This is a genomic window from Tabrizicola oligotrophica, from assembly GCF_011008935.1.
Taxonomy (GTDB): domain Bacteria; phylum Pseudomonadota; class Alphaproteobacteria; order Rhodobacterales; family Rhodobacteraceae; genus Tabrizicola_A; species Tabrizicola_A oligotrophica.
Map to the genome: position 1 here is coordinate 1 of NZ_JAAIVJ010000012.1, position 24,583 is coordinate 24,583.

The following is a 24,583-nucleotide window of genomic DNA, read 5'->3' on the forward strand; positions in this document are numbered from 1 at the left end:
GAAGCTTCCCAGGTCATCGGTCGGCGGATCACTCCGCTCCCCTGCTGGGCAGATATGCAAACTGTCTCGACGCCGATGCGCCCAAACCGCCCACATATCCCTTCATTCTCATCAATGTCAAAGAGCGATCTTCCGACAAAATTTTCAACGAGCGCTAAACCTTAGCGCTTCGTCGAAGGCCTTATCTTCAGATTTTCCGAACTTCCGTTTCGACTTTCGTCTTCGCTTCCGTCCGTCACCGTCGCTGTTTCGCTTCGGTGAGGCGGTATTTACGGAGAGGCGCTGGAAGCCGCAAGAGCAAAAAACACGGGTCGTCACATTTTTTTTGCTTTTCCCGATTTTCTCGCAAAATCTTGGGGTTGGCGAAGTTTCCAGCACAAGAGCCCTATGGTTTGCGCAAGAAAGTTTCGCGCTTGCAGCACGACTCAGGTGGCTCTGGCCGGGATTCTTCTGCTTTGCGGCACCCGCAGGACCAGAAGAACCATGGCAATGCCGAGATAGACCAGCGATTCCCCGGTCCAGACCTTGCCGATCATCACGAAATGCACCGCGCCGGCCAGAATCGCGGGGTAGGCAAGGCGGTGAAGGCGATTCCAGGCGGCAGCTCCCAGACGGCGGATGGCCCCGTTCCACGAGGTTGCCGCCAGAGGGAGGAGAAGGAGAAGCCCTAGCGCGCCCACGATGATATACGGGCGTTTTGTCAGGTCGCCCGCGATCTGGCCCCAGCGCAGCCCCATGTCGAGCGCGATCCAGGTGGCGAAATGGAGAGCAGCATAGGCGAAGCCCAGCAGCCCGAGCGCCCGGCGGAACTTCAGCAACCGGATTCCCGCCCGCATCAGAGGCGTGATGCAAAGCGAAGCCAGAAGGAAGCGAAGCGCCCAGATCCCGAGCCCCTGCTCCAGCGCCTTGACCGGATCGGGGCCGAGGCTGTCCTGAACCGCGGCAAAGAGCAGCCAGAGTGCCAGAATCGCTCCCCCTATATAGAGGAATGCCGTTGGCACCCGGCGGGCTGTTGCGTTGATCCGGTCGCGCATCAGTAGTCCACCGCCAGATCTTGCCCGGCATAGAGGCTGGCCACCTGATCGGCATAGCCGTTGAACATCAACGTATCGACGCGCCCGCCGAACAGGCCTGCGCCAATGCGGCGCTCGGACGCCTGCGACCAGCGGGGATGATCCACCTCAGGGTTCACGTTGGCGTGGAAACCGTATTCCGAGGGTTGCAGGATATTCCACGTCGTCGGCGGTTGCCGGTCGGTCAGGGTGATCTTCACAATGCTCTTGATCGACTTGAAGCCATATTTCCACGGCACCACCAGCCGAATCGGCGCGCCGTTCTGGTTCGGCATCGGCTCGCCATAAAGCCCGGTGGCCAGCAGCGTCAGCGGATGCATTGCTTCGTCCAGCCGCAAGCCTTCGACATAGGGCCACGGGAAAGAGCCATCGCGCTGCCCCGGCATTTCCTCGGGGCGCAGCAGCGTTTCGAAGGCGACATATCTGGCCGAGGGCTGCACCCCGATCCGGTTCAAGAGGCCCGAAAGGGCGAAACCGGTCCACGGCACCACCATCGACCAGGCCTCGACACAGCGGAAGCGGTAGATGCGTTCCTCGATTGGCTGTCCCTTCAGGATGTCAGCCAGATCATAGGTGCCGGGCTTGTCGACCATGCCGCCGATCTCGATCGACCAGGGATCGGTGGTCAGCGCGCCCGCATGCCGGGCCGGGTCGCCCTTGTCCCAGCCGAATTCGTAGAAGTTGTTGTAGCTGGTGATGTCCTCAAGGCTGTTCGGCTCCAGCGTCTCGGCCAGCGCCGGGCTTGCCAGCGCAGCCGCCGCTCCGGCGATCAACTGGCGGCGGTTCAGGAACAGGGCCTTCGGGGTCACGTCGGACCAGCCAAGATCGGATTTGAAAGGCATGGGAACCTCCGGTTTGTCTGCTGTGCAGCTAGGGCGCATTTCGCAGCCTGCCAGCAATCGCCCTGAAATACAGCGCAACTTGGCGTGACGGAATGTGAACGAAACACTTGACCAGACCGACCATTTGGTTAACATGTTAAGTTATGGAGGGCCTGAGTCGATGCCACATCTGACCGTCGAATATTCCGCCAATCTGGACGCGCACAGCGACATGGCCGCGCTGTGCCGCAGCCTGCATGCCGCGATGATGGCCTCTGGCCTGTTCGAGCTGGGCGCGGTGCGGGTGCGGGCGCGGCCTTGCCCGCATTTCGCCGTAGCCGATCAAATGCCGGAGAATGCCTTTGCCGACATGATCCTGCGGATCGGCGCGGGCCGCGGCGAGGCGGAGAAGAAAGCCGTGGGCCAAGCGCTGATGTCCGCAGCCGAGGTGCATTTCGTGCCGCTTCTCGCCCGGCCGCATTTCGCCCTGACGCTGGAGGTGCAGGAAATCTCGCCCGCCTTCAGCTGGAAGACCAATGCCATTCACCCGCGCCTGAGGACCAAATGACCCAGCTTGACGACAATATCGCCCGCGCGACCGGGTTTCTCGCCCGCTTCGCCAAGGACGGGGTGCTGAACCATATCGGCGGACATGCGGTTCCGGCGGCCTCTGGCAAGACCTTTGAGATTATCTCTCCGGTCGATCTGAAGCCCTTGGCAGAAGTGGCGCGTGGCGATGCCGTCGACATTGATGCCGCCGCCAAGGCCGCCCATGCGGCCTTTGCCGCCTGGGCTGCGCTGCCGGGGGCCGAGCGCCGCAAGATCCTGCACCGTATCGCCGATGGCATCGAAGCCCGCGCCGATGAGATCGCCATGGTCGAATGCATGGATACCGGGCAGGCGCTGCGCTTCATGTCCAAGGCCGCTTTGCGCGGTGCCGAGAACTTCCGCTTCTTCGCCGACAAGGCGGTTGAGGCGCGGGACGGCAAGACCATTCAGGCACTAGGGCAGGTCAACATGACCTCGCGCGCGCCGCTGGGCCCGGTGGGGATCATCACGCCGTGGAACACGCCGTTCATGCTGTCGACCTGGAAGATCGCTCCGGCTTTGGCGGCGGGTTGCACCGTGGTCCACAAGCCTGCCGAATTCTCGCCCCTGTCGGCCCGCCTGCTGGTGGAGATCGCCGAAGAGGCCGGGCTGCCGAAAGGCGTGTGGAACCTTGTGAACGGGTTGGGCGAGGAAGCGGGCAAGGCGCTGACCGAACATCCGCTGATCCGCGCGGTGGGTTTCGTGGGCGAAAGCCGCACCGGCAGCATGATCATGGCCCAAGGGGCGAAAACCCTGAAACGGGTGCATTTCGAACTGGGCGGCAAGAACCCGGTGATCGTGTTCGACGACGCCGACATCGACCGCGCCGTCGATGCCGCCGTCTTCATGATCTATTCGCTGAACGGCGAACGCTGCACCTCCTCGTCCCGGCTGTTGGTGCAGGAGGGGATCTATGACAGCTTCACCGCCAAGATCGCCGCCCGCGCCCGCGCCATCAAGGTCGGCCACCCGCTCGACCCCGAAACCGAGGTGGGGCCGCTGATCCACCCCGTACATGAGAAAAAGGTGCTGTCCTATTTCGAGATCGGCCGCGCCGATGGGGCGACCGTGGCCGCGGGCGGCGAAAAGGCGACGGGTCCCGGCGGGGGCTGCTATGTGAAGCCGACGCTGTTCACCGGCGCGCATAACAAGATGCGGATCGCGCAGGAGGAAATCTTCGGCCCGGTCCTGACCGCCATCCCCTTCAAGGACGAGGCCGAGGCGCTGGCCGTGGCCAATGACGTGCCCTATGGCCTTGCCGCCTATCTCTGGACCCAGGACGTTACCCGCGCCTTCCGCTTTTCGGAATCGGTTCAGGCTGGCATGGTCTGGGTGAACTCGGAAAACAACCGCCACCTCCCGACGCCCTTCGGCGGGTCCAAGGAAAGTGGCATCGGTCGCGACGGCGGGGATTGGTCTTTCGACTTCTATATGGAGACGAAGAACGTCTGCTTCGCCACCACCGCCCATTCCATCCCGAAACTGGGGAAATAAGCCATGCCCGTTCCAAGCCCGAACCTCTACCCCGACTTCAACACCGTCCGGCTTTCGCACGTCGAATTCACCGTGAAGAATCTGGCGGCAAGCCGCGCCTTCTGGGTCGACACACTGGGCCTGCAAATCAGCGGCGAGGAACCCGGCGCGCTGTATCTGCGCGCGATGGAAGAGCGCGGGCATCATTGCGTCGTGCTGCGGCAGGGCGACAAGCCCACCGCCAATGTGCTGGGCTTCAAGGTCTGGGACGAGGCCGACCTTGACCGCGCCGAGGCCTGGTTCAAGGCCAAGGGCCGGCCGACCAGTTGGATCGACCGCCCCTATCAGGGCCGCACCCTGCTGACCTCGGATCTGTTCGGCGTGCCGTTGGAATTCTACGCCAGGATGGACCGCCTGCCGCCGATCCACCAGAAATACGCGCTTTACAAAGGCGTCAAGCCGCTGCGGATCGACCATTTCAACACCTTCACGCCCGACGTGGATGCCAGCGTCGCCTTCTGGAACGACATGGGCTTCCGGGTGACCGAATACACCGAAGATGAAGACTCGGGCCGCCTCTGGGCCGCGTGGATGCATCGCAAAGGCGGCGTGCATGACATGGCCTTTACCAACGGGCTCGGGCCCCGCCTGCACCACACCGCCTTCTGGGTGCCGACGCCCTTGAACATCATCGACTTGCTCGACCTGATGGCGACCACCGGCTATGTCGCCAATATCGAGCGCGGTCCCGGCCGGCATGGCATTTCGAATGCCTTCTTCCTCTATATCCTCGATCCAGATGGCCACCGGATCGAAATCTACTGCTCGGATTACCAAACGGTTGACCCCGATCTGGAACCGATCAAATGGGATCTGAAAGACCCGCAGCGCCAGACCCTTTGGGGCGCCCCCGCGCCGCGCAGCTGGTTCGAACATGGCTCGCTGTTCGCCGGGCTTGAACCGCGGGAGGCGGTGCTGAAAGCGCAACCGATCATCGCGCCATGAGCCGGTTCGTCAGCTATTCCACCGGGCGCGAGACGGGCTGGGGCCATCTGGACGGCGACACCATCACCGACCTGACCGCGCATTTCCCCACCATGCGCGCCGCGATTGAATCCGGGGCCTTGGCCGCTTTGGCCAAGGCGGCCGGGCCGCATCTGGCCCTGGATCAGGTGGCGCTGACCATCCCGGTCACTGACCCCGAGAAGATCATCTGCGTCGGTGTCAACTATCCCGACCGCAACGCGGAATATAAGGACGGGCAGGACGCCCCGCCCAACATGTCCCTCTTCATCCGCTTTCCGCGCAGCTTTACCGGCCATGGCCAGCCGCTGATCCGCCCGCCGGAATCGCATCAGCTGGATTACGAGGGCGAGGTGGTGATCGTCATCGGCAAGGCCGGCCGCCGCATTTCGCAGGCCGCCGCCTATGACCATATCGCCGGGATCAGCATCGCCAACGAAGGCACGCTGCGCGACTGGGTGCGGCACGCGAAGTTCAACGTGACCCAAGGCAAGAACTTTGATGCCTCGGGGTCGATCGGCCCATGGCTGGTGCCATTCGAAAGCGCCGCGCAGCTTGACGACATCGCGCTGGAAACCCGGGTGAACGGCGAGTTGCGCCAGCAAGACCGCACCAGCCGCATGCTGTTCCCGTTCCGCCGCATCGTCGAATACATCTCGACCTTCACCACGCTGGTGCCCGGCGACGTGATTCTCTGCGGCACCCCCACCGGCGCCGGCGCACGCTTTGATCCACCGATCTGGCTGAAACCCGGCGATGTGGTAGAGGTCAGCGCCGAGGGCATCGGCACGCTGACAAACACCATCGCCGACGAGATTCCGGCATGAGCGTCGATTGGGTGGCCAAGGCCGGCAACAGCCTGTTTCAGGCCGAACAGAGCCGCGTTCAGCGCGGCCTTCTGTCGGCCGAACACCCCGAGGCGACGATGGACGACGCCTATGCGGTGCAGCGGGCGTTTGTGGATCGCAAGCTGGCGGCCGGCCGCCGCATCATCGGCTGGAAGATCGGCCTCACCTCGCGCGCCATGCAGCAGCAGCTCAACATCACCACCCCGGATTCGGGCGTGCTTCTCGATGACATGGCCTTCTCCAGCGGCGACACCATTCCGGCGGGCCGTTTCATCGCCCCGCGCATCGAGGCCGAGATCGCCTTCATCATGAAGACCCCGCTGCAAGGCGACGTCACCCGCGAACAGGTGCTGGCCGCGACCGCCCATGTCGCCCCGGCCTTAGAGATTCTCGACACCCGCATCGTCCGGACCCAGGCCGGCAAGACCCGCACAATCATCGACACGATTTCCGACAATGCAGCCAATGCAGGCATCGTGACGGGCAGCCAGCGCCACGATCCGGCGCTGGACCTGCGCTGGGTCGGGGCCATTGTGAAACGCGACGGCGTGGTCGAGGAAACCGGGCTTGGCGCGGGCGTGCTGGATGATCCGGTCACCGGGATCATCTGGCTGGCCCGCCGCATGGGGCAATATGGCCAACGCATAGAGCCGGGGCAAATCATCCTGTCGGGCAGTTTCATCCGTGCTATGGAATGCCCATCCGGCAGCCATATCGACGCCGATTTCGGCCCCTTCGGCCACCTCACCTGCACCTTTGCCTGAAAGCCCGCCATGCCCGCACCCAAGAACGCCCTGAAAGCCGCCCTTGCCGCCAAGACCGTGCAGCACGGCATCTGGATGAACCTTGTCAGCCCGATCGCCGCCGAGGCGCTGGCGGGCGCGGGCTTTGACTGGCTCCTGATCGACGGCGAGCATGGGCCGAACGACATCCCGACGATTCTGCAACAGGTTCAGGCCATCGGCAGCCGCACCAGCGTCGTTGTGCGCCCCCCGGTGGGCGAGGTGCGCATCGTCAAGCAACTTCTGGACCTCGGGGTGCAGACCCTGCTGATCCCGATGATCGAAAGTGCCGAGCATGCCGCGCAAATGGTCAAGGCGATGCTGTATCCGCCGCTGGGCAACCGGGGGGTCGGCGCCTCGGTGGCGCGGGCGTCGGACTATGGCCGGATCACCGACTACATCACCACGGCGAACGCCGAGACCTGCCTGATCCTGCAGATCGAAAGCCGCGCCGGGCTGGCGGCCTTGCCGGAGATTCTGAAGCTGGACGGCGTGGACGGCGTGTTCATCGGCCCGGCCGATCTTGCCGCCGACATGGGTTATCCCGGCAATATGAACGCCCCCGAAGTGCAGGAAACCATCGACGCCATGCTGAAGGCGATCATGGCTGCGGGCAAATCGGCGGGCATCCTGACCTTCGACCCCAAGACCGCGGCGCGCTATCAAGCCATGGGCGTGACCTTTCTTGGCGTCGGCGGAGACGTGGCGATTCTGACCAAGGCGGCGACCGCACTGGCCGCCGGCGTGAAGGCCGGCTGAAACCGCTTGCCGCGCCGGGGATTTGCGGCCCAATAAGGCGAAACCCGCACAAGGCCCGCGCATGCCCCGCCAAGACCTCCTGTTCCATCCTGACACCTGGTTCCGCGAAGGCCATGGTCCGCGCTATGAGCAGCTGTACCGGCATCTGGTGTCCGCCATTGCCGACGGCACATTGCGCCCCGAAACCCAGATCCCGCCCGAGCGGGAACTGGCCGAACTGGCACAGGTCAGCCGCGTCACCGTCCGCAAGGCGGTTGCGCAACTGGTCGAGGACGGTCAGCTGGAGCAGCGGCGCGGCGCGGGCACCTTCGTCAAGGTGCCAAAGGCGCGGCTGGACAACTCCCGCTCGACGTTGGTGTCCTTCACTGACTACATGCGCCAGCGCGGCAAGGTGCCGACCAGCCGCATCCTGTCGGCCGGGCTGCATGCCCCGACACCTGCTGAGCAACAGGCGCTTGGCCTGATGGCCTCGGGCCGGGTGGCGCGGATCGAGCGGCTGCGCTCTGCCGACGGGGTGCCGATGGCGCTGGAATATTCCTCATGGCCGACCGACATCCTGCCCGACCCTGAGGCGGTGAAAGGCTCACTCTATGACCATATCCGGGCGCTCGGTCATGTGCCGACGCATGCCGTGCAGCGGGTCTCGGCGGCCAATCTGAAGGTATCGGAGGCCCAGCTTCTGCATATGGAGGCCGGGCAGGCCGTGCTGCGCATCGACCGCACCGGATATCTCGCCTCGGGCCGTCCGGTGGAATTCACCCGCGGGCTCTACCGATCCGACATTTACGACTTCATCGCCGAACTGCGGCTGGACGCCAGCCCTGCGCCTCAGGGCTGATCCACCGCGACAAAGGTAGCCTGCCCATTGGCAAAGCGCGCGATGACCAAAGGCCCGCGCAGAGGTTCCCATTCGCTATGGGCATGGCTGTTGCGTGGCCAGAGGTGGCTTGATCCAGAGACCGGCCTGCCGTCGATGGTCAGGTGCCGGATCGGGCGATCCGCGTGAATCTCCAGCCGGAGGAGGCCGTCGCCCTCGGGCGCTGCATGAACCGTCAGGCTGGGCGCGGCGCCCGCATCCGGCGCGGTCATCACCACCACCGGCCCCAGATCCGGCGTGCGCGGCGGGGCGTCGCGGAAGTGGCCCAGCGCCTCGAATCCGGCGGCCAGCGCCAGAAGTGCGGCGTCATCCCAGCCGCGCCCGGCAAAGGTCAACCCGGCGGGCATGCCGATATCGGCCATCCGCCCCATCGGGACCGTGACCGTCGGCACCCCCAGATGCCGGATCGCCAGATTGCCATTGGCAACCCATGTGCCGTTGCGCCAAGCGAGATCGGCCGAAGCCGGGTTCACATCGGCATCGGCCGGGCCGACATCGGCAACCGCGGGAAAGATCACGGCATCCAGGGCCAGCCCGTCCATCCAGTCCTCAAGGTCGGTTTTGCGGGTGGCCTCCAGCCCGGCGAAGCCTTCGGCCAGATGCGGAATGTCGCGGAAATCCCCCGGCGGACGGGCGCGGGCTTGGGCGGGGTAGTCGGCAATGTCGTCGTCAAAACCGGTATAGCGGTCGGGCAGGGCCCCTTTGGGCCGCGGGAAGATCTGCGCGCCGTCGACGGCGGCAAGGCTATCCAATCCCGCCTGCCCATTGGCTTGCAGAAAATCATCCCAAGCCCAGACCGAAAGATCGATGATTTCCCGCCGCAGATAGTCGGCGCTGACCAAACCCCGTGTCATGATCTTCGGCGCACCGGGCCGGTCGCCTTCGTAATTGCTGACCAGCGGGAAATCGACCTCTACCACCTCGGCCCCCGCCGCTTCCAGCACCGCCCGCGCTGCCTGCCACAGCGCCATGACCGAAGCGCGGGTCTCGATCCGCTGGCCCTGCGGGCCACCGATGCCCGGCGCCTCAGCCGTGCCCGCCAGCGGATCGGCGTTGACATACATCGCCGGAATGCCCAGCCGCTTGCCTTTCAGCCGGGCAGTTGCTGCCAGCGCCGGATAGGAGTCGGGCCGATGTTCGGAGACCTTGGGAATACCGACCCAAGGTTGACGCCGCCACAGATCGCCGCGCGTCTCGGCATCGTCGGCAACGATCACCTCCAGCACCTCCAGCATGTCGGCCATGGTCCGGGTATGCGGCACCACCACATCCATCGTCGGCACCAGCGGCCAGTTGCCCCGCACCGAGATCACCCCGCGCGACGGCGTATAGGCGCACAGCCCGTTGTTGGCGGCCGGCGCACGCCCCGAGGACCAGGTTTCCTCGCCCAGACCAAAGGCGGCAAAGCTGGCCGCCGTCGCGGTGCCCGACCCGTTGGACGAGCCAGACCCGAAGGCTGCCGTCAGCCAATCCGCCGAATAGGGGCTTTCGGCCCGGCCATAGACCCCGCGCTGCATGCCGCCATTCGCCATCGGCGGCATGTTCGTCAGCCCGATCAGCACCGCCCCTGTCGCCCGCAGCCGCTGAATGGCAAAGGCATCCTCGCTCGCCACCAGCCCGGCAAAGGCCGGCGATCCGGCAGCCACCGTCAACCCCCGCACCTTGTAGCTGTCCTTCGCGGTGTAGGGGATGCCGTCCAGCGGACCAAGAGTTTCGCCCTTGGCCCGCCGCAAGTCGGACGCTCGCGCCTCGTCGAACATCATGGGGTTCAAAACACAGAGCGCATTGAGGTGAATGCCGCTGCGGTCAAAGGCGGCAATCCGGTCAAGATAGGCGGCGACCAGCGCGACCGAGGTGACCTCGCCCGATTCCAGCGCAGCGCGTAGGTCGGCAATTGTGGCCTCGACCAGCCGCATCACCGCACCACAGCCTTGGGCTGTTGCTGGGTGATACAATGCACCCCGCCGCCCCTAGCAAAAAGCTCGCGCGCATCTACCGGAACAACACGGCGACCCGGATAGGCTGCCGCAAGGATCTCCGCTGCACGGGCATCGGCGCGCGGTTCACCGAAAGCGCAGGCGATGACCGCGCCGTTGATGACCAGATGGTTCACATAGCTGTAATCGACAAAGCCATGCCCATCGCGCAGGGTATCGGGCGCAGGCAAGGCCATGATCTCAAGCTTTCGGCCCTTGGCATCGGTTTCGGCCTGCAACTGGGCGCGGATTGCCGCCATCACGGCATGATCGGGATGGTCGGGGCTTTGCTGATCGTGCAGCAGCACCTTGCCTGGCCCGGCAAAGGTGGCCACGATATCAACATGGCCGCGCGTGCCAAAGGTGTCATAATCGCGTGTCAGCCCCTTTGGCAGCCAGATCGCTTTTTCGGCGCCCAGTGTGCGGGCCATTTCGGCCTCGACCCGGCCCTTGTCGGCATGGGGGTTGCGGTCGGGGTCAAGCTGGACCGTTTCGGTCAACAGGATCGTGCCTTCGCCATCGACATGGATACCGCCGCCTTCGTTCACCAGAAGCGACGACACAACCGGCACACCCGCAATCCCGGCGATAAACTGCGCCAGCCCGCGGTCATGGGTGGAGGAGGTCCACTCCCCACCCCCCCAGCCGTTGAAGATCCAATCCACCGCCGCCAAGCCGCCCCGCTCATCATGCACAAAGGTCGGCCCCGGATCGCGCATCCAGAAATCGTCGATCACCCGTTCGACAATCTCGATCCCGCTGCCCAGCATCTTGCGCGCCCGCGCGGTTTCCGAGGGGTCAACGATCATCGTTACCGGCTCAAATTCGGCGATGGCATGGGCAACGGCGGTCCAGGTGGCATAGCCTGCCTCCCGCTCGGTTACGGTTTCGCCAAGCGTCACGCCTTCGCGCGGAAAGGCCATCCAGATCCGGTCCTGCGGGGCAGTTTCAGCGGGCATGGTCCAGCGCATGGTCGGTCCTTTGGCAAGAGGTCTGGCCAGAGGCTACGCGCAAATATGATCAAATTTCAAGCCCGGGCAGAAACTGGAATGGCCCCCAACGGCGTGGGGGCCATTCCAATGTTAGTGCACGACCGCTTCGCTGGGTCTCGTCCGCCGCGAGGCCGACACCCGGTCGCCGATCAGCAGACCATCCGGCCCGGCGCTGATCTTGATGGTCGAGCCATCCATCACATCGCCGGCAAGGATCATTTCCGCCAGCGGGTCCTGCAAATGGCGCTGGATCACCCGCTTCAGCGGCCGCGCCCCGAAGACCGGATCATAGCCCTCATCCGCCAGCCAGGCGCGGGCGTCGGCGTCCAGCTCCAGCACCACCTTGCGCGCCGCGAGCCGTTTTTCCAGACGGCGAAGCTGGATCGTCACGATGCCGTCCATGTCCGCGCGGTTCAGCCGGTCGAAGATGATCTGCTCGTCTAGACGGTTCAGGAACTCGGGGCGGAAGTGCAGCCGCACCGCCTCTTCCACCTCGCGCCGCGCCATGGCCGCGTCGGCCCCTTCGGGCAGTTCCGACAGCGCCCGCGCCCCGAGATTCGAGGTCAGGATGATCAGCGTCTGTTTGAAATCCACCGTGCGGCCCTGACCATCGGTCAGGATGCCGTCATCCAGAACCTGAAGCAGCACGTTGAACACATCCGGATGGGCCTTTTCCACCTCGTCGAACAGCACCACCTGATAGGGCCGGCGCCGCACCGCTTCGGTCAGCACCCCGCCTTCGTCATAGCCGACATAGCCGGGCGGGGCGCCGATCAGCCGGGCGACCGAGTGCTTTTCCATGAACTCGGACATGTCGATGCGGACCATGGCGTTCTCGTCGTCGAAAAGATAGGCGGCGACGGCCTTGGTCAGCTCGGTCTTGCCAACGCCGGTCGGCCCGAGGAACAGGAAGCTGCCCAAGGGCCGCCCCTCGTCGTTCAGGCCCGCCCGCGCACGGCGCACGGCGTTCGACACCGCAACCACGGCGGCGTGTTGGCCGATGACCCGCTGACCCAGCTCCTCCTCCATGCGCAGCAGCTTCTCGCGCTCACCTTCCAGCATCTTCGAGGTGGGAATGCCGGTCCAGCGTTCCACCACTTCGGCAATCTGCTCCGGGCGGACGGCCTCGGCCACCAAAGCCTCACCCTCGCGGGTTTCGGCCTCGGCCAGCGATTTCTCCAGACCGGGGATACGGCCATATTGCAGCTCGCCCGCCTTGCCGAAATCGCCCTCGCGCTTGGCCTGCTCCAGTTCGGCGCGGGCGCGGTCAAGCTGCTCTTTCAGATCGCGCGCCGCTTCCAGCGAGTCGCGTTCCGACTGCCACTTGGCAGTCAGTTCCGCCGACTTCTGCTGCAAGTTGGCCAGTTCTTTTTCCAGACGCTCAAGCCGGTCCTTCGAGGCCGCATCGTCCTCTTTCTTCAGCGCCTCAGCCTCGATCTGCAATTGCAGGATCTGCCGGTCCAGCGCATCCAGCTCCTCGGGCTTGGAATCAACCTCCATGCGCAACCGGCTGGCGGCCTCGTCCATCAGGTCGATGGCCTTGTCGGGCAGGAAACGGTCGGTGATGTAGCGGTGCGACAGCGTCGCCGCCGCGACCAAGGCCGAGTCGGCGATCCGCACGCCATGGTGCAGCTCATACTTTTCCTTGATGCCGCGCAGGATCGAGATGGTGTCTTCCACCGTCGGCTCGTTTACCATCACCGGCTGGAAGCGGCGGGCAAGGGCGGCGTCCTTTTCCACATACTTGCGGTATTCATCCAGCGTGGTCGCGCCAACGCAATGCAACTCCCCCCGCGCCAGTGCCGGCTTGATGAGGTTGGCCGCATCCATCGCGCCATCCGACTTGCCCGCGCCGACCAGCGTATGCATCTCGTCGATGAACAGGATGATCTCGCCTTCCGCCGATGTCACCTCATGCAGAACAGCCTTCAGGCGTTCCTCGAACTCGCCGCGATACTTGGCACCCGCAATCAGAGCGCCCATGTCCAGCGCCATCAGCTTCTTGTTGCGCAGGGATTCCGGCACGTCGCCGTTCACGATGCGCAGGGCAAGGCCCTCGGCAATCGCGGTCTTGCCGACGCCCGGCTCGCCGATCAGCACGGGGTTGTTCTTGGTCCGCCGGCTCAGCACCTGCATCGCGCGGCGAATCTCCTCGTCGCGCCCGATGATCGGGTCGATCTTGCCGGAGGCCGCCGCTTCGGTCAGGTCGCGGGCGTATTTCTTCAGCGCCTCCATCGCGTCCTCGGCGCTCGCGCTGTCGGCGGTGCGGCCCTTGCGAATCTCGTTGATCGCGGCGTTCAGCCCTTGGGCGTTCACCGCCCCGGCCGTCAGCGCATCCCGCGCCCTTGTGTTGACCAAGGCGAGCGCGGTCAGCAGCCGCTCGACCGGAACAAAGCTGTCCCCGGCCTTCTTGGCCACGGCTTCCGCTTCATCCAGCACGCGCACCAGCGATGGATCGACATAGGAGTTGCCGTCGCCCCCCGTCACCTTGGGCAGCTTGGCAATCGAGGCATTGATGGCCTCGTTCACCCGCTCCGGGCTGCCACCCGCCTTGCGGATCAGGTTCGAGGCAAGACCCTGATCGTCATCCATCAGGGCTTTCAGCAAGTGGTCGGGCAGCACCCGCTGGTGATCTTCCCGCATGGCAATGGTTTGCGCGGCCTGAACGAACCCGCGCGACCGCTCCGTGAATTTGTCCAAATTCATCGGTCATCTCCTCTGAAAAGCGCCGTTGCGGTGCCCGGAACTCCAGCACAGCCGCTCTGGCCTTGAGGCTAACTTGGGGAGGCCTCCGGGTTTTTGCAATGGGCCGCCAAATCGGGCTGGGTCGATTCTGTTGCGACATTTTGCCGAGGGATTTCCGCCGATGGCAGGGTCTTGCCGGATCAGGGCCGGGTCACGCCGGGCTTCCGCCGAACAGGGCGTCCGGTATCGGCGTCTTGTCGCCACTCCCGATTGCAGGCCGCCCTGCCCGCGCGCCTGATCGCGGACCAATTTCAGGAGCACACCGATGATCGAAACCCTGCACCCAGTCCTGCCCAAGACCCCCGTTCTGGGGCTGCGCCTGCATGTCGGGCGGTCAGGCCTATGCATCGGCGATCCGGCAAGCTTGCGGCTGACAGAGACCGGCGAGGTGACACTGCTGGCCGAGGTGACGCGGCGCTATCTTGGGCTTTTTCCCTACCGGCAAGAGGCGGCGCTCGGCCATCTTGGTCCCGTGGTTGCCCGCATTCTGGCCCCTGCCATCCGGCAAGGCGCACCGATGCGGGTGCGAATCGTCGGTCTCACGCCCGAGCATCTCTGCGGCTCGCAAGGCCCCGAGGTCTATGTTTCGATCTGGGCCGACCCCTTGGTTTTGCGGCCTTTGCCGCCGCGACCCCTGCAATAGAAAGAACTCTTCCATTCCGACGCAAAATAGAATATTTATTCCAATAACGCGCGCCGGCTTTGGAGGACACCATGAAACCGCTCGACGTCATCACCATCGGCCGCGCCTCGGTCGACCTTTACGGCGCGCAGGTGGGCGGGCGGCTGGAGGACATGGCCTCGTTCCAGAAATACATCGGCGGCAGCCCCTGCAACATGGCCGCCGGTACCGCGCGGCTGGGGTTGAAGTCGGCGCTCATCACCCGCGTCGGCGACGAGCACATGGGCCGCTTCATCCGCGAGGAACTGGCGCGCGAGGGCGTGAACGTCGAGGGCGTCATCACCGACAAGGAGCGTCTGACGGCGCTGGTTCTCTTGGGCATCCGCGATGAAAAGCAGTTTCCGCTGATCTTCTACCGCGAAAATTGCGCCGACATGGCGCTGTGCGAAGATGACATTGACGAAGGTTTCATCGCCTCGGCCCGCTCGGTCGTCGCCACCGGCACCCACCTGTCGCACGCCCGCACCGAGGCGGCGGTGATGAAGGCTTTGACGCTGGCCCGCAAGCACGGGCTGCAAACCGCATTGGACATCGACTATCGCCCGAACCTCTGGGGCCTCGCCGGCCATGGCGATGGCGAAAGCCGGTTCATCGAATCCGCCGCCGTCACCGCCAAGCTGCAATCCACCCTGCATTTGTTTGACCTGATCGTTGGCACCGAGGAAGAATTCCACATCGCCGGTGGCACCACCGACACCATCGCCGCCCTGCGCGCCGTCCGCGCCGTGTCCAAGGCCACGCTGGTCTGCAAGCGCGGCCCGATGGGGGCTGCGGCCTTCACCGGCGCCATCCCCGACACGCTGGACGAAGGCCAATCCGGCCCCGGCTTCCCGATCGAGGTGTTCAACGTCCTTGGCGCGGGCGATGGCTTCATGTCCGGCCTGATCAAGGGCTGGCTCGACGGCGAGCCTTGGCCCGTGGCGCTGAAATACGCCAACGCCTGCGGCGCCTTCGCGGTCAGCCGCCACGGCTGCACTCCGGCCTATCCCTCGTGGGAGGAGCTGCAATTCTTCCTGAACCGCGGCGTTGTCACCAAGGCCCTGCGCAAGGATGCCGCGCTGGAGCAGGTGCATTGGGCGACCAACCGGCACAAGGACTGGTCCACCATGCGGGTTTTCGCCTTTGACCACCGCATGCAGCTTGAGGCGATGGAAGGCGCCACCCCCGCCAAGATCGGCACCTTCAAGGAGCTGTGCCTGAAAGCCGCCCTGCAAGTCTCCGGTGGCCGCGCCGGTTATGGCATCCTCTGCGACTCGCGCCTTGGCCGCGACGCGCTTTACGCCGCCGCCGGCACCGGCCTGTGGATCGGGCATCCGGTGGAGTGGCCCGGCTCGCGCCCCTTGACGCTGGAGCCCGAGATCGGCCCCGATTTCGGCGGTCTGTCGGAGTGGCCCTTGGAGCACGTGGTCAAGGTGCTGTGCTTCTACCATCCGGACGACGACGCGGAAACCAAGGCGAAACAGGAAGACACCGTGCTGCGCCTGTTCCACGCCTGCCGCCGCAACCGGCTGGAAATGCTGCTGGAAATCATCCCGTCCAAGGTGGCCCCGGTGAATGACACCACCAGCGCCGAGGTCATCAACCGCTTCTACGATCTGGGCGTCTACCCCGACTGGTGGAAGCTGGAACCCTTTGCGACGAATGCCGCCTACGAGGCCGCCTGCGCCGCCATCACCGCCCGCGACCCGCATGTGCGCGGCATCGTCGTGCTGGGGCTGGACGCGACCGAAGACAGCCTTGCCGCCTCGCTTCAGCTTGCCGCCCGGCATGATCTGGTCAAAGGTTTCGCCATCGGCCGCACCATCTTCGGCGATGCCGCCCGGGGCTGGCTGGCCGGAAAACTGACTGATGCTCAGGCCGTGCAGGACATGGCCGCCAAATACGCCCGCCTCTGCCAGATCTGGGACAAGGCCCGCGCCGCCAAGGAGATTGCCGCATGACAACCGTTCGTTTGACGGCCGCTCAGGCCATGGTGAAATGGCTTTCCGTGCAGATGACCGCCGACGGCCATCGCTTCATCGAAGGTGTCTGGGGCATCTTCGGCCACGGCAACGTGGCGGGTCTGGGCGAGGCGCTGCACGGCATCAAGGATGTGCTGCCGACATGGCGCGGCCATAACGAGCAGACCATGGCCCATGCCGCCATCGCCTTTGCCAAGACCCACAAGCGCCAGCGCGCCATGGCCGTCACCTCCTCCATCGGCCCGGGGGCGACCAACATGGTCACGGCTGCAGCTTTGGCCCATGTGAACCGCCTGCCGGTGCTGTTCATTCCGGGTGATGTGTTCGCCAACCGCGCGCCCGATCCGGTGCTGCAGCAGATCGAGGATTTCGATGATGCCACCGTGTCGGCGAACGATTGCTTCCGCCCGGTGGTCCGTCATTTCGACCGCATTTCACGCCCCGAACACATTCTTACCGCCCTGCCCCGCGCCTTGCGGGTGATGACCGATCCGGCCAATTGCGGCCCGGTCTGTCTGGCCTTCTGTCAGGATACCCAGGCCGAGGCCTATGATTATCCGGTCGAATTCTTCACGCCAAAAGTCTGGCACATCCGCCGCCCGGAACCCGATCAGCGCGAACTGGCCGAGGCAGTGGCCGCGATCAAGGCGGCAAAAAAGCCGCTGATCGTCACCGGCGGCGGGGTGATCTATTCGGGCGCCGAGGCGACGCTGCGCGACTTTGCGGTGAAGCATAATATCCCCATGGTCGAAACCCAGGCCGGCAAGGGTGCCGTGGATTGGGAGGAGAAACTCCACTTCGGCTCTCCCGGCGTGACCGGCACCGGCTGCGGCAACAAGCTGGCCGCCGAGGCCGATCTGGTGATCGGTGTCGGCACCCGGTTTCAGGATTTCACCACCGGGTCGTGGACGGTGTTTTCCGCGCCCGGCCGCAAGCTGCTGTCGATCAACATCCACGGCTATGACGCCGCCAAGCGCGGGGCGCAGGCGCTGGTTTCCGATGCCAGGGTGGCGCTGGAAAAGATCGGCGCAGCCCTTGGCGACCATCGCTTTGCCGACCCCGATTTCGCAGCGCGGGACCAGTGGTTCCAGACCACCGACGCCCTGACCGCCGCCCCGAACGGCGCGGGCCTGCCCACCGACGCGCAAGTCATCGGCGCGGTGCAGCGCAACACGGGCAAGCAATCGGTCGTGATGTCCGCCGCCGGCACCATGCCCGGCGCGCTGCATGTACTGTGGCGCGCGGCGGCGGGCGGCTATCACATGGAATACGGCTTTTCCTGCATGGGATACGAGCTCGCCGGCGCCATGGGCATCAAGATGGCGGCCCCGGAAAAGGACGTGGTCTGCATGGTGGGCGACGGCAGCTACATGATGGCCAACAGCGAGCTGGCAACCGCGGTGATGATGGGCATTCCCTTCACCGTGATCCTGACCGACAACCGCGGCTACGGCTGCATCAACCGGCTGCAAAAGGGCACCGGCGGGGCGGCGTTCAACAACATGCTGGACGACAGCTTCCATGTGAACCCGGCCAACATCGACTTTGCGGCGCATGCCCGCTCGATGGGGGCGATTGTGGTTAAAGTAGGCTCTATCGCCCAGTTAGAAACGGAAATGCAGGCCGCCAAAGCCGCGAAATTGCCCACTGTCATCCTGATCGACACCGATCCGGCCCCCGGCACCGGCGCGGGTGGCACCTGGTGGGACGTGGCCGTGCCCGAGGTCTCGACCCGGAAGGAAGTGAACGAGGCCCGCGAGGGTTATGAGAAAGCAACCCGCCGTCAGTGGCTGGTGAATTAAGGTAAACGACCATGATCCAATTCGGAACCAACCCCATCGCGTGGGCCAATGACGACGACCAGTCGATTGGCGCCGATATCCCCACCGCCCGTATCCTTGACGAAGCGGGCCGCCAGATCGGCTTTGACGGCATCGAGAACGGCCACCGCTGGCCGGATGAGCCCGAGGCTCTGCGGGCGCTGCTGGCCGAGTATGGTCTGAAATTCATCTCGGGCTGGTATTCGACCGAACTCCTGACCCGCTCGATCGAGGACGAGATCAAGAATTGCCAGCACCACCTTGCCAAGCTGAAGCACAATGGTTGCAAGGTGATGATCGTCTGCGAAACCTCGAACGCCATTCACGGCGATGCGAAAAAGCCGGTCAATGACCGTGCCCGCCTGACCCCCGCCGAAATGGTCGAGTTCGGCAAGAAGCTGGAGGCCTTCGCGGCCTACCTCGCCGGCCAAGGCGTGACGCTGGTCTACCATCACCACATGGGCACCATCGTGGAAAGCCCGGAAGAAATCGACGCCCTGATGGCCGCCACCGGCCCGCATACCCATCTGCTGTTCGACGCGGGCCACTGTGCCTTTGGCGGCGGCGATCCGGTGGCGGTGCTGACCAGACACGCGCCCCGCGTGCGGCATTTCCACGCCAAGAACATCCGCCCCACGATTACCGCCAAGGTGCGCACCGAGGGCTGGTCCTTCCTGCAAGGCGTGGTCGGCGGCGCCTTCACCGTTCCGGGCGATCAGGAGGGCGGGGTGGATTTCGGCCCGCTGCTGAAGATCCTTGCGGCCAACAGCTACGACGGCTGGATCGTGATCGAGGCCGAGCAAGACCCCAAGGTCCGCAACCCGCTTCTGTATCAAACGCTGGGTCTGGCGACCCTCAAGCGGCTGGCCAAAGAGGCCGGGCTTGTAAAGGCCTGAAACGGGGCGCAAAGCTGGGGCCATCATGCTCAATCCTGACTGGCCCCTCGCCCTCCGCCTTCTCATCGTGGCCGCCCCCATGGCCGCCGCGATCTGGTTCTTCTCCACCGGCTCCGTCGCCTTCGGGGCCGTCTTCACCGCGCTGACCGGCTACGCCTTCAACGCGCTTTTCATGGCTTACCCCGGAGGCCGAAAATGACCCTGTTGCGCAAGCCCACCGCGCCCCGTGGCAAGGTGCATGACATCACCCCCGAAACCGCGAACTGGGGCTATGTCGGCTTTGCGCTGTATCGGCTGGAACCCGGTGACACCGCGTCCGAGGCCACCGGCGACAACGAGGCGATTCTGGTGATCGTCGAGGGCAAGGCGCAGATCACCGCCTCGGGGCAGGATTGGGGCGTGCTGGGCGAGCGGATGGATGTGTTCGAAAAGACCCCGCCGCATTGCCTTTATGTGCCGAACGACGACACATGGCAGGCCGTCGCCACCACCCCTTGCACCCTTGCCGTCTGCCGTGCACCGGGCAAGGGCGGCCACAAGGCCCGGCGCCTTGGACCCGAGGGCATCGAGCTGACCCCGCGTGGGCGCGGCACCAACACCCGCTACGTGAACAACATCGCCATGGAGGCGCGCGAGGTGGCCGACAGCCTGTTGGTGACCGAGGTGTTCACGCCCGCCGGTCATTGGTCCAGCTATCCCAGCCATCGCCATGATGAGGATGATTTCCCCAACATGACCTATCTGGAAGAGACCTATTACATGCGCCTGAACCCCGCGCAGGGCTTCGGCATTCAGCGGATCTATACCGAAGATGGCACGCTTGACGAAACCATGGCCGTGAAGAACCACGACGTGACGCTGGTGCCCAAGGGCCACCACCCCTGCGGTGCGCCCTATGGCTATGAGATGTATTATCTGAACGTCATGGCGGGACCCTTGCGCAAATGGCGCTTCAAGAACGATCCCGACCACGACTGGATTGCAAAGCGCGACGCCTGACCGAGCTGCGCTTCCTCCGTGTAGCGCCCAAGCCGCACCTCTTCGGCCACCAGCGCCGGAAGGAACACGCCCGCCCGGCCTTCCCCATGCAGAACCCGAAGGGCTTGGAGACGGGCACAGTGGCTCATGCGCGATCCAAAATTGTTTGCGCGCAAGCGAATTGCGCCCCCGCCGCAGACCGTCAACTTTCTTGCGCGCAGGGCGGCATGGGTCTATCCCCTGCTTATGGCAAAGCCGCCCCGATATGTTCTGGATGACCAGATCGGTTATGTGCTGCGACGGGCCTCCCAGCGGCATCTTGCAATTTTTTCCGACGCCCTTCCCGAAGTGACCACGACCCAGTTTGCGGTTCTGGCAAGGCTCGCGGAGAAGGGGCCCCTGTCACAAAACCACCTTGGCCGCGAAACCGCGATGGATGCGGCAACCATCAAGGGCGTGGTGGATCGGCTGGTGCGCCAGGGCCTGCTGGAGACCACCCCCGACCCCGAGGATCGCCGCCGCCTGATCGTCGGCCTTTCGCCTGCCGGTCAGGCGCTGCACGAACGGCGCATTGCAACCGCGCTGGCGATTTCGGCCAAGACGCTGGAGCCGCTTTCCGCTACCGAGCAGGCTCAGCTGATAGCGCTTTTGGCGCGGCTGGCCTGAATGTGACGGGCGCGAAAGGCATCGACCTCGGCAGGCGTCGGGGCTTTGCCGGTAAAGGTCAGGGCATAGGGCGGGATACGCTCCAGCCGCGGCAACAGCGGCTCAGACATCCGCATCGAGATATAGCCGATCTGCGTCAGATAGATGGTGTGGGCGCGAATGTCGGCCTCGGGTTCGGGGTAGCCGTGGCGCAGAAACATCGCCTTGATCGCCACGATTCGCGCTGCATCTGCCTCGGCCAAGGTCTTGCCCAGCGCCGCATCGGTCAGAGCCCAGGTGCGGATTGCAAATTCAAGTCGGCTGTCGAACAGCTCGGGCGTGACCCAGCAGTCGCACAGGTTCAGCACCGCCTCGGTGATGGTCTGCGCCGGCTTCTCGGTCTGTGCCACCAGCCTGGCGGTGTTCCGGCTTTGCCAGCGGGCGACCAGCCCGTCAAGCAGCGCCTCGCGATCGGCGAAATGCCAATAGAAACTGGTGCGTGACAGGCCAAGCCGTTCCGCCAGCGGCATGACCTTGACCGCCTCGACCCCGCCTTCGACCAGCAGGTGATAAGCGGCATCCAGCCACAGATCGGCCGAGCCGCGCCAGCCGCGTTCATTGGGAGCAGGCGTGTTCATGACCCGGAAACTAGGCAATTCGACCCGGCGCTGCAAGTCGCCCGGTCCGCCGCCTGACAAAACTCGACACCAGTGTCGATTTTTGTTGACTTGCGCCGCGCGGACAATAGTCTGGCGGCAATTCACGGGAGGACAGCCATGTCGAACGATCCGCTTCTGCAGCCCTATCAGCTGAAACACCTGACGCTGCGCAACCGCATCATGACCACCAGCCATGAACCTGCCTATGGCGAGGATGGCATGCCGAAGGACCGCTACCGGCTTTACCATCTGGAACGCGCCAAGGCCGGTGTCGCCATGGTGATGACGGCCGGCTCCGCCTCGGTCAGCCGTGACAGCCCGCCGGTGTTCTCGAACCTCCTGGTCTGGAAGGACGAGGTCGTTCCGTGGATGAAGCGCCTTGCCGACGACTGTCACGACGCCGGCGCGGCCGTGATGATCCAGCTGTCCCACCTTGGCCGCCGCACCCGCTGGGACAAGGGCGACTGGCTGCCGGTCGTGGCCGCCGGACCGGAACGCGAACCGTCGCACCGTGCCTTCCCGAAGAAGGCCGAGCAATGGGATCTTGACCGCATCATCGAGGACTACGCCGATGCGGCCGAACGGATGAAGGCCGCGGGTCTTGATGGTGTCGAGTTCCTCGCCCATGGCCACCTGCTCGACCAGTTCATCTCGCCGCTGACCAACCGGATGGACGCCCCCTATGGCGGCAATCTGGAGAACCGCGCCCGACTGCTGCTGGAGGTTGTCGCCGCCTGCCGCAAGCGCGTGGGAGACCAGTTCATTCTCGGAGTCCGCTTTGGCGGCGAAGAGGCGCAGGCAGGCGGCACGACGGTCGAGGAAGGTGTCGCGCTGGGCAAGATGCTGCGCGATTCCGGCATGGTCGATTTCATGAACATCAACCGTGGCCGCATCCACACCGACCCGGCAATGACCGACATGATCCCGATTCAGGGCATGAAATCGGCGCCGCACCTTGACTTGGCGGGCCGCCTGAAGGCCGAGGTCGGCCTGCCCACCTTCCACGCCGCCCGCATCCCCGATGTGGCAACCGCGCGCTATGCCGTGGCCTCGGGCCAGCTGGACATGGTCGGCATGACGCGGGCGCATATGGCCGATCCGCATATCGTGCAGAAGATCATCGAGAAGCGCGAAGAGGACATCCGGCCCTGTGTCGGCGCAACCTATTGCCTTGACAGGATTTATCAGGGCGGCATGGCGCTTTGCATCCACAACCCGGCGACCGGTCGGGAAAGCACCATGCCCCATACCATCACCCCGGCCAAAGCGCTGAAGAAGGTCGTGGTCATCGGCGCCGGTCCTGCGGGTCTGGAAGCCGCCCGTGTCGCCGCCGAGCGGGGCCATCAGGTCGTGGTGTTCGAAGCCGCGGACCAGCCCGGCGGGCAGGTGCGCCTGACCTCGCTGACCAAGCGGCGGTCGGAAATGATCGGAATCATCGACTGGCGCATGGCGCAATGTGCGGCGCGCGATGTCGAGTTCCGCTTCAACACCTTTGCCGAGGCGACCGATGTTCTGGCGGAAAAGCCCGATGTCGTCATCATCGCCACCGGCGGCCTGCCGCAGAAGGACATCCTGGCCTTCGGCAACGACCTGACCGTCAATGCCTGGGATATCCTGGCGGGCGACGTGAAGCCGGGCCAGAACGTGCTTTTGTTCGACGACGCGGGCGACCATTCGGCCCTGCAGGCCGCGCAACTGCTGGCCGAAGCCGGATCGACGGTTGAGGTGATGACCCCCGACCGCAGCTTTGCGCCGGAAGTCATGGCGATGAACCTTGTGCCCTACATGCGCGCCATGCAGGACAAGAAGGTGACTTTCACCGTGACCTATCGCCTGACAGGCGTGAAGAAATCGGGCAACCGTCTGACCGCTGTGATCGATTCCGATTACATGGATCTTGGCCAGGAACGCGACTTCGACCAGATCATCGTCAACCACGGCACGGCGCCTTTGGACGACATCTACTTTGATCTGAAACCGCAGTCAGAGAACCTTGGCGCGGTCGACTATGACGCGCTGATTGCGGGCCAGCCGCAGACGATGAACGGCGGGCCGGCGGGCTTCAAGCTGTTCCGTATCGGCGACGCCGTCGAAAGCCGCAACACCCATGCGGCCATTTATGACGCGCTGCGCCTGATGAAGGACATCTGAGTCCCCTTCTCTGAAGCCAACCGCTGCGCGCCCTGTCCAACGGGGCGCGCAGATGCATTTCCGGGCTCTACAGGCTTTCTGCCCCGTCGATCACCAACGCATGGCCAGTCATGAACGAGGATTGATCCGAGGCCAGATAGACGATGCTTTGCGCAATCTCCTCGACCGTGCCAAAGCGCTGCATCGGAATTGCGGTCGCGACATAGGCCTCCAGCCCCGCCCGGCCCGACATCTGCTGTTCGAAACCATGGTTGAACGGGGTATCTACAAATCCGGGGCATAGCGCGTTGCAGCGCACGCCGAACCGCGCGTAATCCACTGCGATCTGCTTGGCCATGGCGACGACGGCGTGCTTGGTGGTGCAATAGGCGATCATCCCGCGGTCATATTGCACACCGGAATTCGAGGCCGTCAGGATGATCGACCCGCTGCCCTGCGGCCGCATCACCGCCATCGCCGCCTGCGCCGCCACGAAATGCGACCGCACGTTCAGCGCCCATGAGGCATCCATCTGCTCTGCCGTCACCTGTTCCAGCGTGCCCGGAACCTGAAGGCCCGCATGTGAATGCAGCACATCCAACCGGCCATGCCGCTGCGCCACAGCGGCCAACGCGTCGCGCACCGCGGCGTCATCGGTCACGTCAAGCCCGATGGCCGTGGCCTGCCGGCCCGCGGCAAGGATCTCGTCGGCAACCGCGGCGGCGGCGCGTCCATCCAGATCGCTGACGACGACATGCGCGCCCTCGGCCGCCATGGCCAAGGCCCCGGCGCGACCAATGCCCGACCCGGCTCCTGTCACAAAGGCCACCCGGTTTGCGAGATGCATCACTGGCT

The 24,583-nt window shown here is 64.7% G+C and carries 22 protein-coding genes; 15 read left to right on the forward strand and 7 right to left on the reverse strand.

The window, feature by feature from the left end; translation table 11 throughout:
• Positions 1 to 425: 425 nt before the first annotated feature.
• Both msrQ and msrP read right to left on the reverse strand, forming a co-directional pair.
• A complete protein-coding gene (gene msrQ, locus G4Z14_RS15490; RefSeq protein WP_164627356.1) occupies positions 426 to 1,034 on the reverse strand; it encodes a protein-methionine-sulfoxide reductase heme-binding subunit MsrQ in 609 nt (202 codons plus the stop codon).
• The gene (gene msrP / locus G4Z14_RS15495) at positions 1,034 to 1,915 is read right to left on the reverse strand and encodes a protein-methionine-sulfoxide reductase catalytic subunit MsrP (RefSeq protein WP_164627358.1); all 882 of its coding nucleotides are present in this window, start codon (positions 1,913 to 1,915) and stop codon (positions 1,034 to 1,036) included. The genes msrQ and msrP overlap by 1 nt, the downstream gene beginning before the upstream one ends.
• A 160-nt stretch (positions 1,916 to 2,075) precedes the next feature.
• Here msrP and G4Z14_RS15500 point away from each other — a divergent pair, with 160 nt between their 5' ends.
• The 7 genes from G4Z14_RS15500 to G4Z14_RS15530 all read left to right on the forward strand — a co-directional run bounded on the left by G4Z14_RS15500 (position 2,076) and on the right by G4Z14_RS15530 (position 8,205).
• On the forward strand, positions 2,076 to 2,462 hold the full coding sequence (locus G4Z14_RS15500; protein WP_164627360.1) for a 5-carboxymethyl-2-hydroxymuconate Delta-isomerase: 387 nt from the start codon (positions 2,076 to 2,078) through the stop codon (positions 2,460 to 2,462).
• Positions 2,459 to 3,976: a 5-carboxymethyl-2-hydroxymuconate semialdehyde dehydrogenase gene (hpaE, locus tag G4Z14_RS15505; protein WP_164627362.1), complete on the forward strand. Its 1,518-nt coding sequence runs from the start codon at positions 2,459 to 2,461 to the stop codon at positions 3,974 to 3,976. Before G4Z14_RS15500 ends, hpaE begins: the two co-directional genes overlap by 4 nt.
• Before the next feature lie 3 nt (positions 3,977 to 3,979).
• Positions 3,980 to 4,960: a 3,4-dihydroxyphenylacetate 2,3-dioxygenase gene (gene hpaD / locus G4Z14_RS15510; protein WP_164627363.1), complete on the forward strand. Its 981-nt coding sequence runs from the start codon at positions 3,980 to 3,982 to the stop codon at positions 4,958 to 4,960.
• Complete coding sequence (locus G4Z14_RS15515) at positions 4,957 to 5,805, forward strand: fumarylacetoacetate hydrolase family protein (RefSeq protein ID WP_164627365.1); 849 nt, start codon at positions 4,957 to 4,959, stop codon at positions 5,803 to 5,805. The genes hpaD and G4Z14_RS15515 overlap by 4 nt, the downstream gene beginning before the upstream one ends.
• Positions 5,802 to 6,590, forward strand: coding sequence for a 2-oxo-hept-4-ene-1,7-dioate hydratase (gene hpaH / locus G4Z14_RS15520; protein WP_164627367.1), 789 nt, complete (start codon positions 5,802 to 5,804; stop codon positions 6,588 to 6,590). Before G4Z14_RS15515 ends, hpaH begins: the two co-directional genes overlap by 4 nt.
• Positions 6,591 to 6,599: 9 nt before the next feature.
• Positions 6,600 to 7,367, forward strand: coding sequence for an HpcH/HpaI aldolase family protein (locus G4Z14_RS15525; RefSeq protein ID WP_164627369.1), 768 nt, complete (start codon positions 6,600 to 6,602; stop codon positions 7,365 to 7,367).
• Between the two features lie 61 nt (positions 7,368 to 7,428).
• Positions 7,429 to 8,205, forward strand: coding sequence for a GntR family transcriptional regulator (locus G4Z14_RS15530; protein WP_164627371.1), 777 nt, complete (start codon positions 7,429 to 7,431; stop codon positions 8,203 to 8,205).
• On the opposite strand, the gene G4Z14_RS15535 is transcribed toward G4Z14_RS15530, so the two are convergent.
• From G4Z14_RS15535 to clpB, 3 genes are all read right to left on the reverse strand, one after another.
• On the reverse strand, positions 8,196 to 10,160 hold the full coding sequence (locus tag G4Z14_RS15535; protein ID WP_164627373.1) for an amidase: 1,965 nt from the start codon (positions 10,158 to 10,160) through the stop codon (positions 8,196 to 8,198). The genes G4Z14_RS15530 and G4Z14_RS15535 overlap by 10 nt on opposite strands.
• The gene (locus tag G4Z14_RS15540; RefSeq protein WP_227751786.1) at positions 10,160 to 11,179 is read right to left on the reverse strand and encodes an agmatine deiminase family protein; all 1,020 of its coding nucleotides are present in this window, start codon (positions 11,177 to 11,179) and stop codon (positions 10,160 to 10,162) included. The genes G4Z14_RS15535 and G4Z14_RS15540 overlap by 1 nt, the downstream gene beginning before the upstream one ends.
• Before the next feature lie 123 nt (positions 11,180 to 11,302).
• A complete protein-coding gene (gene clpB / locus G4Z14_RS15545; RefSeq protein WP_164627377.1) occupies positions 11,303 to 13,918 on the reverse strand; it encodes an ATP-dependent chaperone ClpB in 2,616 nt (871 codons plus the stop codon).
• A 304-nt stretch (positions 13,919 to 14,222) separates the two neighbouring features.
• Between clpB and G4Z14_RS15550 the strand changes: the two genes are divergently transcribed.
• The 7 genes from G4Z14_RS15550 to G4Z14_RS15580 all read left to right on the forward strand — a co-directional run bounded on the left by G4Z14_RS15550 (position 14,223) and on the right by G4Z14_RS15580 (position 20,960).
• Positions 14,223 to 14,600: a hypothetical protein gene (locus G4Z14_RS15550; protein WP_164627379.1), complete on the forward strand. Its 378-nt coding sequence runs from the start codon at positions 14,223 to 14,225 to the stop codon at positions 14,598 to 14,600.
• 71 nt (positions 14,601 to 14,671) lie between these two features.
• Positions 14,672 to 16,579 (forward strand): bifunctional 5-dehydro-2-deoxygluconokinase/5-dehydro-2-deoxyphosphogluconate aldolase, encoded by a 1,908-nt coding sequence (locus G4Z14_RS15555; protein ID WP_164627380.1) that lies wholly within the window; start codon positions 14,672 to 14,674, stop codon positions 16,577 to 16,579.
• On the forward strand, positions 16,576 to 18,402 hold the full coding sequence (iolD, locus tag G4Z14_RS15560) for a 3D-(3,5/4)-trihydroxycyclohexane-1,2-dione acylhydrolase (decyclizing) (protein WP_164627382.1): 1,827 nt from the start codon (positions 16,576 to 16,578) through the stop codon (positions 18,400 to 18,402). Before G4Z14_RS15555 ends, iolD begins: the two co-directional genes overlap by 4 nt.
• A gap of 11 nt (positions 18,403 to 18,413) precedes the next feature.
• Complete coding sequence (iolE, locus tag G4Z14_RS15565) at positions 18,414 to 19,316, forward strand: myo-inosose-2 dehydratase (protein WP_164627384.1); 903 nt, start codon at positions 18,414 to 18,416, stop codon at positions 19,314 to 19,316.
• Positions 19,317 to 19,341: 25 nt separating this feature from the next.
• Positions 19,342 to 19,515 (forward strand): hypothetical protein, encoded by a 174-nt coding sequence (locus G4Z14_RS15570; protein WP_164627385.1) that lies wholly within the window; start codon positions 19,342 to 19,344, stop codon positions 19,513 to 19,515.
• Positions 19,512 to 20,315 carry a 5-deoxy-glucuronate isomerase gene (gene iolB / locus G4Z14_RS15575; protein ID WP_164627387.1) on the forward strand — a complete coding sequence of 268 codons (804 nt, stop codon included), beginning with the start codon at positions 19,512 to 19,514 and terminating at the stop codon, positions 20,313 to 20,315. The genes G4Z14_RS15570 and iolB overlap by 4 nt, the downstream gene beginning before the upstream one ends.
• A 225-nt stretch (positions 20,316 to 20,540) precedes the next feature.
• Complete coding sequence (locus tag G4Z14_RS15580) at positions 20,541 to 20,960, forward strand: MarR family winged helix-turn-helix transcriptional regulator (protein ID WP_164627389.1); 420 nt, start codon at positions 20,541 to 20,543, stop codon at positions 20,958 to 20,960.
• Here the strand turns inward: G4Z14_RS15580 and G4Z14_RS15585 are convergent.
• The gene (locus tag G4Z14_RS15585; protein WP_164627391.1) at positions 20,927 to 21,577 is read right to left on the reverse strand and encodes a TetR/AcrR family transcriptional regulator; all 651 of its coding nucleotides are present in this window, start codon (positions 21,575 to 21,577) and stop codon (positions 20,927 to 20,929) included. The genes G4Z14_RS15580 and G4Z14_RS15585 overlap by 34 nt on opposite strands.
• Before the next feature lie 138 nt (positions 21,578 to 21,715).
• Between G4Z14_RS15585 and G4Z14_RS15590 the strand changes: the two genes are divergently transcribed.
• Positions 21,716 to 23,749: an NADH:flavin oxidoreductase gene (locus G4Z14_RS15590; RefSeq protein ID WP_164627393.1), complete on the forward strand. Its 2,034-nt coding sequence runs from the start codon at positions 21,716 to 21,718 to the stop codon at positions 23,747 to 23,749.
• Positions 23,750 to 23,816: 67 nt separating this feature from the next.
• Here the strand turns inward: G4Z14_RS15590 and G4Z14_RS15595 are convergent, their stop codons facing one another.
• Positions 23,817 to 24,575 carry an SDR family NAD(P)-dependent oxidoreductase gene (locus G4Z14_RS15595; RefSeq protein ID WP_164627395.1) on the reverse strand — a complete coding sequence of 253 codons (759 nt, stop codon included), beginning with the start codon at positions 24,573 to 24,575 and terminating at the stop codon, positions 23,817 to 23,819.
• Between the last annotated feature and the right edge of the window lie 8 nt (positions 24,576 to 24,583).

Excerpts from the sequence above, each read along its gene's own strand:
- hpaD (WP_164627363.1), top strand. The coding sequence starts at position 3,980 with ATGCCCGTTCCAAGCCCGAACCTCTACCCCGACTTCAACACCGTCCGG.
- msrP (WP_164627358.1), bottom strand. The coding sequence starts at position 1,915 with ATGCCTTTCAAATCCGATCTTGGCTGGTCCGACGTGACCCCGAAGGCC.
- G4Z14_RS15570 (WP_164627385.1), top strand. The coding sequence starts at position 19,342 with ATGCTCAATCCTGACTGGCCCCTCGCCCTCCGCCTTCTCATCGTGGCC.
- G4Z14_RS15590 (WP_164627393.1), top strand. The coding sequence starts at position 21,716 with ATGTCGAACGATCCGCTTCTGCAGCCCTATCAGCTGAAACACCTGACG.
- iolD (WP_164627382.1), top strand. The coding sequence starts at position 16,576 with ATGACAACCGTTCGTTTGACGGCCGCTCAGGCCATGGTGAAATGGCTT.
- clpB (WP_164627377.1), bottom strand. The coding sequence starts at position 13,918 with ATGAATTTGGACAAATTCACGGAGCGGTCGCGCGGGTTCGTTCAGGCC.
- G4Z14_RS15550 (WP_164627379.1), top strand. The coding sequence starts at position 14,223 with ATGATCGAAACCCTGCACCCAGTCCTGCCCAAGACCCCCGTTCTGGGG.
- G4Z14_RS15540 (WP_227751786.1), bottom strand. The coding sequence starts at position 11,179 with ATGCCCGCTGAAACTGCCCCGCAGGACCGGATCTGGATGGCCTTTCCG.
- hpaH (WP_164627367.1), top strand. The coding sequence starts at position 5,802 with ATGAGCGTCGATTGGGTGGCCAAGGCCGGCAACAGCCTGTTTCAGGCC.
- G4Z14_RS15530 (WP_164627371.1), top strand. The coding sequence starts at position 7,429 with ATGCCCCGCCAAGACCTCCTGTTCCATCCTGACACCTGGTTCCGCGAA.
- G4Z14_RS15500 (WP_164627360.1), top strand. The coding sequence starts at position 2,076 with ATGCCACATCTGACCGTCGAATATTCCGCCAATCTGGACGCGCACAGC.
- G4Z14_RS15535 (WP_164627373.1), bottom strand. The coding sequence starts at position 10,160 with ATGCGGCTGGTCGAGGCCACAATTGCCGACCTACGCGCTGCGCTGGAA.
- G4Z14_RS15595 (WP_164627395.1), bottom strand. The coding sequence starts at position 24,575 with ATGCATCTCGCAAACCGGGTGGCCTTTGTGACAGGAGCCGGGTCGGGC.
- G4Z14_RS15580 (WP_164627389.1), top strand. The coding sequence starts at position 20,541 with ATGGCAAAGCCGCCCCGATATGTTCTGGATGACCAGATCGGTTATGTG.
- iolE (WP_164627384.1), top strand. The coding sequence starts at position 18,414 with ATGATCCAATTCGGAACCAACCCCATCGCGTGGGCCAATGACGACGAC.
- G4Z14_RS15585 (WP_164627391.1), bottom strand. The coding sequence starts at position 21,577 with ATGAACACGCCTGCTCCCAATGAACGCGGCTGGCGCGGCTCGGCCGAT.
- msrQ (WP_164627356.1), bottom strand. The coding sequence starts at position 1,034 with ATGCGCGACCGGATCAACGCAACAGCCCGCCGGGTGCCAACGGCATTC.
- G4Z14_RS15525 (WP_164627369.1), top strand. The coding sequence starts at position 6,600 with ATGCCCGCACCCAAGAACGCCCTGAAAGCCGCCCTTGCCGCCAAGACC.
- G4Z14_RS15555 (WP_164627380.1), top strand. The coding sequence starts at position 14,672 with ATGAAACCGCTCGACGTCATCACCATCGGCCGCGCCTCGGTCGACCTT.
- iolB (WP_164627387.1), top strand. The coding sequence starts at position 19,512 with ATGACCCTGTTGCGCAAGCCCACCGCGCCCCGTGGCAAGGTGCATGAC.
- G4Z14_RS15515 (WP_164627365.1), top strand. The coding sequence starts at position 4,957 with ATGAGCCGGTTCGTCAGCTATTCCACCGGGCGCGAGACGGGCTGGGGC.
- hpaE (WP_164627362.1), top strand. The coding sequence starts at position 2,459 with ATGACCCAGCTTGACGACAATATCGCCCGCGCGACCGGGTTTCTCGCC.